At 65.2% G+C, this 14,098-nt stretch carries 13 protein-coding genes and 1 riboswitch; of the genes, 11 read left to right on the top strand and 2 right to left on the bottom strand.

Going from position 1 to position 14,098, the window contains the following annotated elements; translation table 11 throughout:
- The first annotated feature begins 1 nt into the window (after position 1).
- Genes fdh3B through ACNANG_RS17115 form a run of 4 tightly spaced genes read left to right on the top strand, consistent with a single transcriptional unit; the run spans position 2 to position 2,727 of the window.
- Complete coding sequence (gene fdh3B / locus ACNANG_RS17130; protein ID WP_420223998.1) at positions 2-667, top strand: formate dehydrogenase FDH3 subunit beta; 666 nt, start codon at positions 2-4, stop codon at positions 665-667.
- Positions 664-891, top strand: a complete 228-nt coding sequence (locus ACNANG_RS17125; protein WP_420223997.1) for a hypothetical protein — start codon at positions 664-666, stop codon at positions 889-891. Before fdh3B ends, ACNANG_RS17125 begins: the two co-directional genes overlap by 4 nt.
- 12 nt (positions 892-903) lie before the next feature.
- Positions 904-2,241 (top strand): formate dehydrogenase subunit gamma, encoded by a 1,338-nt coding sequence (locus ACNANG_RS17120; RefSeq protein WP_420223996.1) that lies wholly within the window; start codon positions 904-906, stop codon positions 2,239-2,241.
- 15 nt (positions 2,242-2,256) lie between these two features.
- Positions 2,257-2,727, top strand: a complete 471-nt coding sequence (locus ACNANG_RS17115; protein ID WP_420223995.1) for a hypothetical protein — start codon at positions 2,257-2,259, stop codon at positions 2,725-2,727.
- Between the two features lie 33 nt (positions 2,728-2,760).
- Here ACNANG_RS17115 and ACNANG_RS17110 read toward each other — a convergent pair whose 3' ends face one another.
- Positions 2,761-3,885: a substrate-binding domain-containing protein gene (locus tag ACNANG_RS17110; protein WP_420223994.1), complete on the bottom strand. Its 1,125-nt coding sequence runs from the start codon at positions 3,883-3,885 to the stop codon at positions 2,761-2,763.
- 212 nt (positions 3,886-4,097) lie between these two features.
- On the opposite strand from ACNANG_RS17110, the gene ACNANG_RS17105 reads away from it, so the two are divergent.
- The 3 genes from ACNANG_RS17105 to ACNANG_RS17095 are packed head-to-tail and all read left to right on the top strand — an operon-like array spanning position 4,098 to position 6,431.
- Positions 4,098-4,931, top strand: a complete 834-nt coding sequence (locus tag ACNANG_RS17105) for an ABC transporter permease (RefSeq protein WP_420223993.1) — start codon at positions 4,098-4,100, stop codon at positions 4,929-4,931.
- On the top strand, positions 4,906-5,607 hold the full coding sequence (locus ACNANG_RS17100) for an ATP-binding cassette domain-containing protein (RefSeq protein ID WP_420227573.1): 702 nt from the start codon (positions 4,906-4,908) through the stop codon (positions 5,605-5,607). Before ACNANG_RS17105 ends, ACNANG_RS17100 begins: the two co-directional genes overlap by 26 nt.
- Entirely contained in the window at positions 5,604-6,431 is an 828-nt protein-coding gene (locus ACNANG_RS17095) for an extracellular solute-binding protein (RefSeq protein WP_420223992.1), read from the top strand. Before ACNANG_RS17100 ends, ACNANG_RS17095 begins: the two co-directional genes overlap by 4 nt.
- 68 nt (positions 6,432-6,499) lie before the next feature.
- On the opposite strand, the gene ACNANG_RS17090 is transcribed toward ACNANG_RS17095, so the two are convergent.
- Positions 6,500-7,684: an alpha/beta hydrolase gene (locus tag ACNANG_RS17090; protein WP_420223991.1), complete on the bottom strand. Its 1,185-nt coding sequence runs from the start codon at positions 7,682-7,684 to the stop codon at positions 6,500-6,502.
- 86 nt (positions 7,685-7,770) lie between these two features.
- Positions 7,771-7,886, top strand: a riboswitch (TPP riboswitch).
- Positions 7,887-8,021: 135 nt separating this feature from the next.
- On the opposite strand from ACNANG_RS17090, the gene thiC reads away from it, so the two are divergent.
- The 4 genes from thiC (at position 8,022) to ACNANG_RS17070 (ending at position 14,076) form a co-directional block, all read left to right on the top strand.
- Complete coding sequence (thiC, locus tag ACNANG_RS17085) at positions 8,022-9,950, top strand: phosphomethylpyrimidine synthase ThiC (protein ID WP_420223990.1); 1,929 nt, start codon at positions 8,022-8,024, stop codon at positions 9,948-9,950.
- A 222-nt stretch (positions 9,951-10,172) separates the two neighbouring features.
- A complete protein-coding gene (locus ACNANG_RS17080) occupies positions 10,173-10,970 on the top strand; it encodes a thiazole synthase (RefSeq protein WP_189612614.1) in 798 nt (265 codons plus the stop codon).
- Positions 10,971-11,354: 384 nt separating this feature from the next.
- Positions 11,355-12,494 (top strand): serine hydrolase domain-containing protein, encoded by a 1,140-nt coding sequence (locus tag ACNANG_RS17075; RefSeq protein ID WP_420223989.1) that lies wholly within the window; start codon positions 11,355-11,357, stop codon positions 12,492-12,494.
- Positions 12,487-14,076, top strand: coding sequence for a carboxylesterase/lipase family protein (locus tag ACNANG_RS17070; RefSeq protein ID WP_420223988.1), 1,590 nt, complete (start codon positions 12,487-12,489; stop codon positions 14,074-14,076). The genes ACNANG_RS17075 and ACNANG_RS17070 overlap by 8 nt, the downstream gene beginning before the upstream one ends.
- Positions 14,077-14,098 lie beyond the last annotated feature (22 nt).

Genomic DNA, 14,098 nt, shown 5'->3' with positions numbered 1-14,098 from the left:
CATGGCCAGAATGAAATTTGTCTGTGACGCGGAGCGTTGCATCGAGTGCAACGCCTGTGTCACGGCATGCAAGAACGAACACGAAGTCCCCTGGGGCGTGAACCGCCGCCGGGTCGTTACCCTGAACGACGGCATCCCGGGTGAAAAGTCCATCTCGGTGGCCTGTATGCACTGCAGCGACGCGCCCTGCATGGCCGTCTGCCCCGTCAACTGCTTCTACCGCACCGACGAAGGCGTCGTGCTGCACGACAAGGACGTCTGCATCGGCTGCGGCTACTGTTCGTACGCCTGTCCGTTCGGCGCGCCGCAGTTCCCGTCGCAAGGCACCTTCGGTGTCCGCGGCAAGATGGACAAGTGCACCTTCTGCGCCGGTGGCCCGGAAGCGCACGGCAGCGAAGCCGAATTCGAAAAGTACGGCCGCAACCGTCTGGCCGAAGGCAAGCTGCCCGCCTGCGCCGAAATGTGCTCGACCAAGGCGCTGCTGGCCGGTGACGGCGACGTCGTGGCCGACATCTTCCGTACCCGCGTGGTCGCGCGTGGCAAGGGCGCCGAAGTCTGGGGCTGGGGCACCGCCTACGGCTCGCGCCAGGCCGGCCAGCCGTCGCAACCGCAGCAACAGGCCGGCGCCGCCGCGCCCGCCGCTGCCGCACCGGGAACCAAGCCATGATCAAGCACGCCATGATCGTGTCGCTGGCCGCGCTTGCGCTGGCCGGCTGCACCGAACACAAACAGGAACTGCATTCCAACGCGAACTACCAGCAGGCCTACAAGGGCACCGGCAGCAAGTTCGTGCAGCCGGGCTGGACGCCGGGTGACCGCAACAGCTGGGAGCAGGAATTGAAGGTTCGGGCCCAGCAAGGTCAGAACGAGTACAACAAGACGGCCCACTGACCGGAGAGCGGCATGATACGGTCATCCTTCGCAACACTGCTCCTGGGCGCGGCGCTGCTGTCGCCCGCGGGCGCGCAGACCGCGGATCCGTCCGCGGCCCCTGCCACGGCTCCGGCCGCGATCGCGCCTGCAAGCACCCCGGCGCCTACCTCGGCGCCGCTGCAGGCCCCTACTGCCCGCGACGCGCAGCCCGGCTCCACGGCCAATCCCACGGCGGCGCCCGCCGCGAATATGCCCACCACGGCATCGCCGACCGGCGCCCCGACCACCGGCGCGGGCAGCCTGGGCGGCATCCAGAGCACCAACATCTTTGAAGTGAAGCCCGATGCCAGTGCGGATCCCGGCTACACCGAACAGAACAATGCGCAGCGCGGCCGCGTCCAGCCAGGTAACAACGCGCCCATCTGGCGCGAAGTCAATTCCGGCAAGCCGGGATATTCCAGCCTGCCGCACAGCCAGGCGCCCGAAGCCGGCATCCTGATCCAGAAGTTCACGCAGTATCCGGGGTCCATGTTCACGACCGCGGGCGAAGCATGGCGTCAGACCCGCAACAACTGGCTGATTCCGTACGGCGGCGCGCTGATGCTGATCGTGCTGGTGGCGATCCTGCTGTTCTACTTCGCCAAGGGTCCCATCAAGGTCCACGGCAAGCCCACGGGCCGCCTGATCGAACGTTTCACCTATTTCGAACGCGCATGTCACTGGGTCAACGCGATCGCCTTCTGCATTCTGGCGATTTCCGGCATCGTGATGGCCTTCGGCAAGTTCTTTGCCCTGCCCATCATGGGCGGCCAGATCTTCGGCCCCATCACGTGGGTGCTCAAGACCATCCACAACTTCGTCGGCCCGGCCTTCGTCGTATCGCTGATCGTGATGTTCTTTGCGTTCGTGCGCGACAATTTCCCGGACAAGTCCGACTGGATCTGGATCCGCAAGGGCGGCGGCCTGTTCACGGGCCAGCACGTTCCCGCCGGCCGTTTCAACGCCGGTGAAAAGCTGGTGTTCTGGGGCGGCGTGCTGTTCCTTGGCGTGTTCGTGTCGCTGTCGGGCCTGTTCCTTGACCACCTGCTGCCAGTGGGCGAATACACCCGCGGGAACATGCAGATCGCCCACCTGGTCCATGCCGTGGCGACCATCCTGATGATGTGCATGATCATGGGCCACATCTACCTTGGCACCTTCGGCATGAACGGCGCGTACCGCGCCATGAAGACCGGCTATGTGGACGAGACCTGGGCCCGCGAACACCACGAACTCTGGTACGACGACATCAAGGCAGGGAAGATTCCTGCGCAACGCACGCCTGACCCGTCGGTGGCCAAGACCCCGACCCGTCCGGCCCGTGCCTGAACGAGATCCACGACTATGAAAAAATCGCTATTCGTTGCGCTGCTCGTGGCGGCCACGCCTGTCATGGCCAAGCTGCCGGCCCCCACGCCCGAGGTCAAGGCCAAGAGCGCCGAAACCGCCGCCCGACAAGCCTGGCAGGCCAAGGTCGACGGCTATCAGCTGTGCCAATCGCAAGACAAGGTGGCAGCAGCCTACCGGGCCAGCGCCCAGGCCGCCGGCAAGCCGGTCGGCCCGGTGGTGGCCACGCCGCCCTGCTCGGATCCGGGTGAATTCAAATACGTAAATACCGACCTGGATCAGCGTCCCCTGGAAGCCGCCGGTGCGCATTCGCCGGCCACGCCCGCCGCCAGCCCGCACAACACGCGCGAGACGGACGCAGGCAGCAAGACGTCGGGTGGCGACACCGCCCCGGCCGCGCAGTCGAGCCAGCCGGCTACCGTCAAGGAACCGTCGACCCGCAATTCGGCGGAACCGTCCAAGAAGTAGATGCGGAAAGGAAGGCCGGCTTGCGCCGCGCCTTCATGCCTCGTCGGAAAGCGCCTGCGGTCGGGGCGCTTTTTTATTGGGGAAGTCCCACCACGACAGCACCCGGTTCATCGCCAGCACTTCGCCGGTATGGGACGGCTCGTAGCCGGGCATTCGCGCCAGTTGTTGCTGCCACGCCTCGCTGCGCAGCACGCCCAGCAGCGCCTGGGTGGCCGGCAGGTCCAGGGTGGACTTGAGGCAGACCAGGAAGTAGTTTTCCTGGCGTAAAGGCACAAAATCCAGGCCCTGCGCGTGCGCGGCCAGCTGGATGCCCAACGCGGCGTCCGCGGCACCTGACGCCACGGCGTGGGCCACTGCCGCGTGCGACGGCTCCGTCTGCTCGTAGCCCACGATATCCCCGGGCCCGATGCCTTCATCCGCCAGCAGCTCATCCAGCAGCAGCCGGGTACCCGTCCCCTTCGGCCGGTTCACGAAACGCACGCCGGGCCGGGTCAGGTCATGCAGGGTCAAGAGCTGACGCGGATTGCCCCGCGCCACCATAAGCCCCTGCGTGCGCCGCGCAAAGCCGATCAGCTTGTGCTGACCAGGCTGCAGCAGCGGCTTGTAGGTGCGCTCGGACAAGGATCCGGTGGCAGGCGCCAGGGTGGTATGAAAGCCCGCCATTTCGCAGCGGCCTTCGTTCAGGGCGCCGATGGCGTCCACGCTTCCCGTAAACCGGATGTCCAGATGCAGCTTGTCGCTGACCACGGCATGGTCACGCAGGCGGTTCAGCGCGTCGTCGTGGCTGGCGGTAAAGCTGACCACGTGCGCGGCGTCGTCAAACGCCACGGCAAAGGTGCGCTCCAGTTCGGCCTGCAAGGCATCGATCTGCGGCGCCAGCCGGGCCTGCGCCTGGCGTTCGGCCCACAGCAGTTTGTCGCCAAACTCGCTCAGGCGCGCCGGGTGACCCTTCTCCCACACCACCAGGGTGTGGCCCAGCGTCTGTTCCCACTTCTTGAGTTCGCCCCAGACGTGCCGGTACGACAGGCCCATGCCTTTGGCCGCGGCCGAAATGGACCCGTGGGCCCGGATGGCCTGGAGCAGATCCATCAGCGGATTGCGGATGGCGGCCGACGCGCGGGATACGCCAAATGAGTAGGAAAGTTCGACTTGATGCACGCCGGCAGTATGCCTCAAAGCGGACTTTCAGAGGCCGGGCCCGGCCGCTGTCAGGCCGAACGTCCGGTGACGCCTGCGATGCCTTTGCAATGCCCGCGGTCCCCACGCAACCTGTGCGGTCCGTCCTCGCCGCCTGCGGCCTATGCACACGGCTTCATATCGTCTTTCGCGCAGGCGCGGGCTACCCTTGCGCCTGCAGTTTTCTTACCAGCATGCATAGCATTTCCGACAGTGCGCTCACAGCGCTCCACCTGATTCTCGCGTTCGATCCCGTCCTGATCGCGATCGTATTGCGATCGCTGGCTGTCAGTGGATCCGCCTGTGCGATCGCCTGTGTCATCGGCCTGGCGCTGGGCGCCTGGTTGGGCGTCGCACGCTTTCGCGGCCGCGGGATCGTTCTCACCCTTCTCAATACCTCGCTTGCGCTGCCGTCCGTTGTTGTCGGACTGCTGCTGTATCTGCTGCTGTCGCGATCCGGCCCGCTGGGTTTTCTGGGATGGCTGTTCTCATTCAAGGCCATGGTGCTGGCGCAGACAGTACTGGTGCTGCCGGTGGTCATGGCCCTGGCGCGGCAAGGTGTCGAAGATGCCGAACGCAGCCATGGCGAACAGTTGCAGGCCCTGGGGGCGGGCACCTTCCTGCGCAGCCTGCTGCTGGCCTGGGACGAACGATTCGCGTTGCTCACCATCGTGATCACGGCGTTCGGCCGCGCGGTGTCCGAAGTCGGCGCCGTCATGATCGTGGGCGGCAACATCGAAGGGTATACGCGGGTGATGACCACCGCAATTGCGCTGGAAACCAGCAAGGGTGATCTGCCGCTCGCGCTTGCGCTGGGGTTGATCCTGCTTGCGGTGGTGCTGCTGCTGAACACGCTGGTGTCGGTGCTCAGGCGGTGGCGGGAACGGCGCGATGGCGCATCGCAGGGGGCTACGGCGGCGGCCTTGGGAGTGGTGCGGGCGGTGGCGCCGATCGTGGATCTCCTGGCTCCGGAGGCCCCCGCCCCTCACAGGGCGCGATCACATCATGAGCCTGTTTCGCCTCGATAACGTCAACGTCCGCTACGGATCGGTGGCCGCCCTGACCGCCATCAGCCTGCGCATCGACGCCGGCGAACGCGTCGCGCTGGTCGGCGCCAACGGCAGCGGCAAGAGCACGCTGCTGCGCCTGCTGCACGGCTTGTTGCCCGCCAGCGGCGGCACGGTCGAACGTATCGCGCGCGACCGCCAGGCCCTCGTCTTCCAACGCCCTTACCTGCTGCGCACCACTGTGCTGAACAACGTCGCCCTTGGCCTGTGGCTGCGCGGCACACGCTGGCGTGATGCACGGCCGCTGGCGCAGCGCGCGCTGCAGCGTGTCGAAATGGAAGACCTTGCATTGCGGTCCGCGCGCGCCCTGTCGGGCGGACAACAGCAACGCGTGGCCCTTGCGCAGACCTGGGCCATGCGCCCCGACGTGCTCCTGCTGGACGAACCCACCGCCAACCTCGACCCCCATGCCAAACGCGAAGTCGAAGCGCTGATGCAGGAGTTCTCCTGTCCGGCCGATGGCCGCGCGCTGACCATGGTGTTCAGCAGCCACAACCTTGGCCAGGTCAAACGCCTGGCCAGCCGTGTCATCTACCTCGAGCATGGCCGCCTGCTGGCGGACCTGCCCGTGGATCAGTTCTTCAACGGGACCTTGCCCGAAGAAGCGCATCTGTTCGTCAAAGGAGAAAGAATATGAAGGTCGCCCCATCCGTCTCGCGCGCCATCACGTGGGCCCTGCCCGCACTGTTGTTGATCGCAACGACCGCCGCGCAGGCGCAGTCCACCATCGTCATGGCATCCACCACGTCCACCGAACAGTCCGGTCTGTTCAGCCACCTGCTGCCCGCCTTCAAGCAGGCGTCGGGCATCGACATCAAGGTGGTTGCGGTAGGCACCGGCCAGGCGCTGGACATGGGCCGCCGCGGCGACGCCGACGTGCTCTTCGTGCACGATCAGGCCGCCGAAGAAAAGTTCGTTGCCGAAGGCTATGGCGTCAAACGCTACCCGGTCATGTACAACGACTTTGTGCTGGTCGGCCCCGCATCCGACCCCGCCAAGGTCAAAGGCAAGGACATCGTCGCCGCTTTGAAGAACGTCGCCGCGGCCAATGCCGACTTCGTGTCGCGCGGCGACAAAAGCGGCACCGATGCCGCCGAGCAGCGCTACTGGAAGCAGGCCGGCATCGACAACAAAGGCACCGGCTACAAGGCCTGCGGCTGCGGCATGGGCCCTGCCCTGAACATGGCTTCGTCCAGCGGCGGCTACGTCCTGGCCGACCGCGGCACGTGGCTCAGCTTCAAGAACCGCGGCGACCTGACCGTGCTGGTCGAAGGCGACACGCGCCTGTTCAATCAATACGGCACCATAGTCGTCAACCCGGCCAAGCACCCGCAGACCAAGGTGGCCGAAGCTCAAAAGTTTGTCGACTGGGTCATTTCGCCGGCAGGGCAAGAGACGGTTGCGGCGTACAAGATCAATGGCCAGCAGCTGTTCTTCCCGAACGCGAACACGGCCAAATAAACACGCTGTCTGCATGGAAAAAGGGCTGCACGTGCAGCCCTTTTAGTTTCCCTTTCCGCCCGGACAGCCTAAGGAATCATTGCCGGCAACGCGCCACTCGCGGCATTCAATGTGCAACCGGGCGCATCGAACAGCGCGGCCTTGCCGCAGGCCGAGTTGTAGACCTGACCGGCGCTGTGGCCGGCGCCGGGGGCCACGCCCCAGCGGTGCGCCAGGCGTTGCGGCTCGCGGGCCTTCATGTAGCCGATAAAGTTGCGCAGCCGCGCGTAGCGGTGCACGCCCTGCGCTTCGCCTTCGCAGCTCTTGTCCAGGGCAGGATGCAGTGCGTTGGTGTCGTTGCCGCCCAGCAGGTACACCACGTCGCGCTGCGCATAGTCCGACGCCAGCCATTGCACGTTGCGGTTGGCCGCGTAGGCTGGCGCCAGTTCGAAGCCGTACTTCCACTGGTTAAAGCCGGGGCACACCGACGCGCGGAAGGGGGCGAAGCCGCCGCGTGCGGTGGGCCGAATATCGTCGAAATACAGCAGCGACCCGGGGTCGCCCACGACCCAGCGCAGCGTCACCCCCGTGCGTTCGACCGCGGCAAACACCGACCCCACGGCGGCGTAGCGTTGCACCAGTTGCCCGCCCGCCGAAAAGCCCGCTACCACGATCTGCCGCAAGGCCGGGAACTGGTTCCGGTCGGACAGGGCCATCAACATCTCATCCAGCACGTCGAACGAACTGATCGCGGCGGGCCCGGCGGCGGCTTCGCCATCGGACCAGTTGCCTTTGCGCCAGGTCAATACCCGGTCGCTTGCCCCTCCGGAAGACAGGTCGGCCGATTCAGAAAAACGGGGCGCGATCAGGATCACGTTGTCGCGGTCCTTGCCCAGTGCGCGCTGCACGTCGGCCAGTTCTTCGGCGGCGTTGCGGCGGATGCCGTGTACCACGATCACGGCCCGGGTGGCCGTCGAGGGAATGCCGGTATGGTTGAGGGCGTCAACGGCCTGCGCGGGCCATGCATAGACCGGCATGTCACCCACGCCGGCCGTGGTCCGCACCACGAAGCGGCCGGTGGGCGCAGGCGCGGGGGCCGACGTGGCCTCGGTGTCCTTGGCGGGCTTCTTTGCGCGCGATGCCGCGGCCACCGGCTTGATGCGGTCAGCGGGCCCATCGGCCAGGGCGGACCCTGCCGCACACAGGGACAGCATGGCGGCCGCAAGCACAGCAATGCGGGGCGCGTGCGGCACGCAGGCCAAAAGACGGGACATGGGCGACCTCGTAGCGGAACAAAGCAGCCGGCATTATCGCAGACGGCCGGTTGACCGGGAGCCTGCCTTCCGGCCTATACTGGCGCCTCGAGACGCAGGGGTCCACGCGCGGACGCGGCCACAGGCCACATCCGCCGGGGTGAGAAAGTCCCTTAGCACCTGTACGGATAATGCCGATGCAGGGAGCGTTTTCCGGCGGGCCCGCCCTGGGCTCGAGTGTCGGCCCACGCTGCCTTCCATGTCCGATTCCACCGGTGATCCCGGCGCCACGATCGGCCATATCCTCCCGGAAAATTCCTTCCTTGGTTCGGCTCCGAAAACTTTTTCTGGAGCTTCCATGAACACACCCACCACACGCGACACGCCGCGATTTCTGGCATCGACCGCCCAGGTCGATCACCTGGCCATCCAGCCGCTGCCCCGCTCCCGCAAGATCTACGAACAAGGCTCGCGGCCCGACCTGCGCGTACCCTTTCGCGAGATCACGCAGTCGCTCACGGACACGTCGTTCGGCGGGGAAACCAATCCGCCGCTGACGGTCTACGACTGCAGCGGGCCCTACACCGATCCTGACGCGCGCATCGACATCCGGTCCGGCCTGCCCGCCATGCGCGCGGCATGGATCGAAGAGCGTGGCGATACCGAGACCCTGGACGGTCCGACCAGCGATTACGGCCAGGCTCGGCTGGCGGATGCGTCGCTGGCCGACTTGCGCTTCAACCTGACCCGCGCGCCCCGCCGCGCGCGGGCTGGCGCCAACGTCACGCAGATGCACTACGCACGGCGCGGCATGATCACACCCGAAATGGAGTTCGTCGCCATACGCGAGAACCTGCGGCGCGAGCAGTACCTCGCGTCACTGGCCACCTCGGGTCCGCAAGGTGAACGGATGGTGGCGCTGCTGGGAAGGCAGCACCCGGGGCAGTCGTTCGGCGCATCGATTCCGGCGGTGATCACGCCGGAATTCGTGCGGGACGAGATTGCCCGCGGCCGCGCGATCCTGCCCGCCAACATCAACCACCCCGAGATCGAGCCGATGGCGATCGGCCGCAACTTCCTGGTCAAGATCAACGCCAACATCGGCAACTCGGCGGTCACCTCGTCCATCTCCGAAGAGGTCGAGAAGATGACGTGGGCGATCCGCTGGGGCGGCGACACGGTCATGGACCTGTCCACCGGCAAGCACATCCATGAAACCCGCGAATGGATCCTGCGCAACTCGCCGGTGCCGATCGGCACCGTGCCCCTGTACCAGGCGCTGGAGAAAGTCGATGGCAAAGCCGAGGCACTGACCTGGGAGATTTTTCGCGACACGCTGATCGAGCAGGCCGAGCAAGGCGTGGACTACTTCACGATTCACGCCGGGGTGCGCCTGCCCTTTGTGCCGATGACGGCGTCGCGCATGACGGGCATCGTGTCGCGCGGCGGATCGATCATGGCCAAGTGGTGCCTGGCGCATCACCGCGAAAGTTTCCTGTACACGCATTTCGAAGACATCTGCGACATCATGAAGCGCTATGACGTCAGCTTTTCGTTGGGCGATGGCTTGCGTCCAGGTTCGATCTATGACGCGAACGACGCGGCGCAGCTGGCGGAGCTGAAGACCCTGGGCGAGCTGACCAAGGTGGCGTGGAAGCACGACGTGCAGGTGATGATCGAAGGGCCGGGGCATGTGCCGATGCACCTGATCAAGGAGAACATGGACCTGCAGCTGGAGCAGTGTGACGAAGCGCCGTTCTACACGCTCGGGCCACTTACGACGGATATTGCGCCGGGCTACGACCACATCACCTCGGGCATCGGCGCGGCCATGATCGGGTGGTACGGCACGGCAATGCTGTGCTACGTGACGCCCAAGGAACACCTGGGGCTGCCGAACAAGAAGGACGTGAAGGACGGCATCATCACCTACAAGATCGCGGCGCACGCGGCGGACCTGGCCAAGGGGCATCCGGGCGCACAGATCCGGGACAACGCCTTGTCCAAGGCGCGGTTCGAATTCCGGTGGGAAGACCAATTCAACCTGGGGCTGGACCCGGAAACGGCCAAGGACTTCCACGACGAGACGCTGCCGAAGCAGTCCATGAAGGCGGCGCACTTCTGCTCGATGTGCGGACCGCATTTCTGCTCGATGAAGATCACGCAGGAAGTGCGGGCCTACGCGGCGGATATCGGCGCGTCGGAAGCCGACGCCGTGACGCGGGGCATGCGGGAAAAATCGGTGGAGTTCCTTCGCCAGGGCGCAGAGGTGTATCGCGCGGTTTGAGCATGTTCATGTTTGAACCGGGTTGTCGGGATAACGTTTTTGGCGGGTTGTACACTGGCCCCAGGGAAGCATGATGGCCAGCTGATGACGAGCTGATGGCAAGCCGACAGCAAGCTGCCTCCGGGCGCATCACGCAGGCCACGCCGGGGCATCACTCGCCGCCAATTTTTTGGGCGCAGCCTTTCGGGCTGCGACCGTTCAATCATTCATTCGGGATTTCTTATGTCAGATGCGCTGGTTATTGCGGGCAAGTCGTATAGCTCGCGGTTGTTGGTCGGAACAGGCAAGTACAAGGATTTCGCGCAGACGCGCGCGGCGATTCAGGCCAGTGGCGCGCAGATCATTACGGTGGCGATTCGCCGGACCAATATCGGACAGAACGCGGGCGAACCCAGCCTGCTGGAATACCTGCCGCCAAGTGAATTCACCCTGCTGCCCAACACGGCGGGTTGCTACAACGCCGAAGACGCCGTCCGCACGCTGCGCCTGGCGCGGGAACTGCTGGACGGGCACGACCTGGTCAAGCTGGAAGTGCTGGGTGACAGCCATACGCTGTTTCCGAACATGCCTGAGACCCTGAAGGCGGCCGAAACGCTGGTCAAGGACGGGTTCAAGGTCATGGTCTATTGCACGGACGATCCCATCCAGGCGCGCATGCTGGAAGACATCGGTGTCGTGGCCGTCATGCCGCTGGCGTCGTTGATCGGGTCGGGCATGGGGATTCTGAACCCCTGGAACCTGAAGCTGATCATTGACCAGGCGCGCGTCCCGGTGATCGTGGATGCGGGCGTGGGCACGGCATCGGATGCGGCGATTGCCATGGAGCTGGGCTGCGACGCCGTGCTGATGAACACCGCGATTGCCGTGGCGCAAGACCCGGTGCTGATGGCGTCCGCCATGAAAAAGGGTGTCGAGGCCGGACGGGAAGCGTTTCTGGCGGGGCGGATGCCCAAGAAGCTGTACAGCGCGGCGCCCAGTTCCCCAACGGGCGGCATGATCGCGCCGTTGAAGTCGGCGTAAGGACCTGGGTCCCCGCGGTGGTCACGCAGGGACCCGCTGTCCGTTACGATCCCCCGTCCATCGTGTTTCAATGGACCAGAAGGCCGGCGTCACGCCGGCCTTGTCACGTCCGCCGCCGAGCAAATTTGCGCTTTCAAATCAAATAGTTGCGTAAAACAACCGTCTGGTTGACAGGGTCAACAAATCAGCCGTTCTGGGTATTGATGCACAGGGTGCATCAAACGATCCTTGATATGCAATGGATGGAACAGTTTCCCAGGCGTATCTTCCTGCCTTGATGCATCCATGCAGCGGGCGCACCGCCCCTGAACGATGCGGCCGCGCATGCACTACCGCATGCGCGCACGACACCAAAACACGTCGGACACACGACAGGAGGGGACCTTGGAATCCGTTCATCAGCAACGGCGCGCAGTCCTGCGCGCGCTCACTATGGCTGTACCGTTGGGAATGACCTTGCCGCTGGCCGGCTGTGGGGGCAGCGATGCCGAAGCCGCCACTGCGCCCAGCAATCTTCCCGGCACCACGTGGGAACGTTATGCCAAGCCCGAAGACGCGGGCTTCTCATCCGCATCCGTCAAGGCATTCGAGACCGCGCTGTACCCGCTCGAAACCACATCGGCCATGATCGTCCGAAACGGCAAGATCGCCTATTCGTACGGCAATATCGACGACGTGGCCTATCTCGCGTCCGCACGCAAAAGCATCGTGTCGATGCTCTATGGCAAGTACGTGGCCAATGGCACGATCAACCTCGACGCGACCCTGGGGTCGCTGGGCATCGATGACAACGCCGGCCTGCTCCCGATCGAAAAGACCGCCAAGGTCCGCGACCTGCTGACCGCGCGGTCAGGCGTCTACCACCCGGCCGGCAGCCCCGGCAGCGCGGCCGGCATTCCGGAACGCGGCACCGTCACACCCGGCACCAAGTTCATCTACAACAACTGGGACTTCAACGTCGTCGGCTTCATCTTCGAAAAGCTGACCGGCCGCACGATCTTTGACGCCTTCAAGACTGATCTGGCCGACCCGCTCGGCTTCGAAGACTACGACGCCAGCCGGCAGCGCATGCTGGGCTTCAAGACCAACGTCTCGCGTTATCTGGCCTATCACTTCTTCCTGTCGGGCCGCGACATGGCGCGTCTGGGTGTGCTGATGGCCAACGGCGGCCGCTGGAACGACAAACAACTGGTGCCCGCGGACTGGGTCGCGCAAAGCACGCAGCTGCTCGTGCCACGCAGCGACATTGCCGGCGAAGCGGATAACGGCTATGGCTATCTGTGGTGGATCCCCACCGCCACGCGCACCGGCGCCGACTGGCGCAACGCCTTCCTTGCGAATGGCAACTATGGCCAGTTCATTCTGGTGCTGCCGGCGATCAACACCGTCATCGTGCACCGCCGTTCCGTTAGCGACGAATTCGCGGTGGCGCGCAATCTGGGCGATACCCCGGTCAACAAGGCCGGCGTGTCCAGCACCGATTTCCTGAAGCTTGTCGACGGAGTGCTCAAAGATCATGTCTGATTCCACCTCAATGACGCCGGTGCGCACCGGCAGCAAACGCCTGGCCGCCGCCGGCTCCGCCATCGCCGTCACCCTGCTGGTCACCGCATGCGGCGGCAGCGATTCCGATGACACCCCCACCCCCCAGGCGCCGATCTCGACCGTGCGCACGGCGTCCGGCCCGGTCACCGGCACCGTCGGCGACATCACGACTTTCAAGGGCATCCCGTACGCCGCGCCCCCCGTCGGCAACCTGCGTTGGAAAGCGCCTCAACCCGCGCCCGCCTGGACCACGGCGCGCAACGCGACGGCCTTTGGCCCCGCCTGCATTCAAGGCGGCACGACGCTGCAGAGCGAAGACTGCCTGACCCTGAACGTCTGGACCACCCAGGCCGCGCTGCAAGCCAACGAAAAACGCCCGGTGCTGGTGTGGGTGTACGGCGGCAGCTTCCATGGCGGCAACGGCAACATCGATGCCGACGCACTGACGCAAGCAGGCGTCGTGGTGGTGTCGATGAACTACCGGGTAAGCACCCTGGGCTTCATGGCGCATCCTGCCTTGAGCAGCGAGTCGCCCGACAAGACGTCCGGCAACTATGGCCTGCTGGACATTGCCGCATCGTTGAAGTGGGTGCGCGACAACATCCAGAACTTCGGCGGCGACCCCAGCAAGATCACGGTGTGGGGACAGTCATCGGGCGCCAGCGCCATTACCGCGCTGATGGTCAGCCCGAAAGCCGCGGGCCTGTATGACCAGGTCATTCTCGACAGCCCCGGCGCTTTCCGGCACTGGAAGACGCTGCCCCAGGCCGAGCAGGATGGCCTGGCCGTCGGCGCCAGCATCGACGCCTTGCGCGCCTTGCCCGCCGATCAATTGCCGGTCATCCGCAATACCGGTTCGGGCACTGCCATTCGGGCCCTGGCCGAGCCGCGGGTGATCGGCCCCACACTCGACAAGGTCGTACTGCCCGCGGAAGAACGGCCCACCTTCGAGCGCGGCACCTTCAAGGCCGTGCCGACCCTGGTTGGCTACAACACCGACGAAGGCACGTCGTTCACGCTGAACTACCCGGTCAAGAGGCTGGCCCAGTATGCGGCTTATCTGCGTGACCCAACGATCTTTGCCAACTTCGGCGCCGAGGCCTTGACGGTGTATCCGGCCGCCACCGATGCCGCCGTTCCCCGCGCCGTGGCCGACAGCTTCAGCGACAACCAGTTCGTGTTTGGAACGCGCGGCATCGCTCGCGCCATGACCACGGCAGGGGTGCCGGTGTATCGCTACTGGTTCAAGCGCCGCGCCGGTGGCACGGGGGAAGACCCCCTGCATGGCGCGGAACTGGCCTACGTGCGGGGTGATGCCGTGCTGAACGCCGCGCCTTACAACCAGGACGATCGCACGCTGTCCAACACGATGAAAGACGCGTGGATCCGCTTCGTGAAGACCGGCAATCCCAACGGCGGCACCATCACCAACTGGCCGCGCTACGACGTGGCGACCGAACCGGTGTACGTGCTGGACACGCCATTGAGCGTGACCAACGCACCGCGCACCAAGGAACTGGACTTCATCGGGAAAGTCGATGCGGCGTTGAATCCGCGTTAATCGTCCCGCAACCGCTGCGCCA

Origin of the sequence: Pigmentiphaga litoralis, from assembly GCF_048632615.1 — a bacterium.
In the GTDB taxonomy this organism is placed as follows: domain Bacteria; phylum Pseudomonadota; class Gammaproteobacteria; order Burkholderiales; family Burkholderiaceae_B; genus Pigmentiphaga; species Pigmentiphaga litoralis_B.
This window is presented reverse-complemented; position numbering and strand designations above follow the sequence as displayed.

Bases quoted from the DNA above. Each gene is read 5' to 3' on its own strand.
- fdh3B (WP_420223998.1), top strand. From the start codon at position 2: ATGGCCAGAATGAAATTTGTCTGTGACGCGGAGCGTTGCATCGAGTGC.
- ACNANG_RS17125 (WP_420223997.1), top strand. From the start codon at position 664: ATGATCAAGCACGCCATGATCGTGTCGCTGGCCGCGCTTGCGCTGGCC.
- ACNANG_RS17120 (WP_420223996.1), top strand. From the start codon at position 904: ATGATACGGTCATCCTTCGCAACACTGCTCCTGGGCGCGGCGCTGCTG.
- ACNANG_RS17115 (WP_420223995.1), top strand. From the start codon at position 2,257: ATGAAAAAATCGCTATTCGTTGCGCTGCTCGTGGCGGCCACGCCTGTC.
- ACNANG_RS17105 (WP_420223993.1), top strand. From the start codon at position 4,098: ATGCATAGCATTTCCGACAGTGCGCTCACAGCGCTCCACCTGATTCTC.
- ACNANG_RS17095 (WP_420223992.1), top strand. From the start codon at position 5,604: ATGAAGGTCGCCCCATCCGTCTCGCGCGCCATCACGTGGGCCCTGCCC.
- ACNANG_RS17090 (WP_420223991.1), bottom strand. From the start codon at position 7,684: ATGTCCCGTCTTTTGGCCTGCGTGCCGCACGCGCCCCGCATTGCTGTG.
- thiC (WP_420223990.1), top strand. From the start codon at position 8,022: ATGAACACACCCACCACACGCGACACGCCGCGATTTCTGGCATCGACC.
- ACNANG_RS17080 (WP_189612614.1), top strand. From the start codon at position 10,173: ATGTCAGATGCGCTGGTTATTGCGGGCAAGTCGTATAGCTCGCGGTTG.
- ACNANG_RS17070 (WP_420223988.1), top strand. From the start codon at position 12,487: ATGTCTGATTCCACCTCAATGACGCCGGTGCGCACCGGCAGCAAACGC.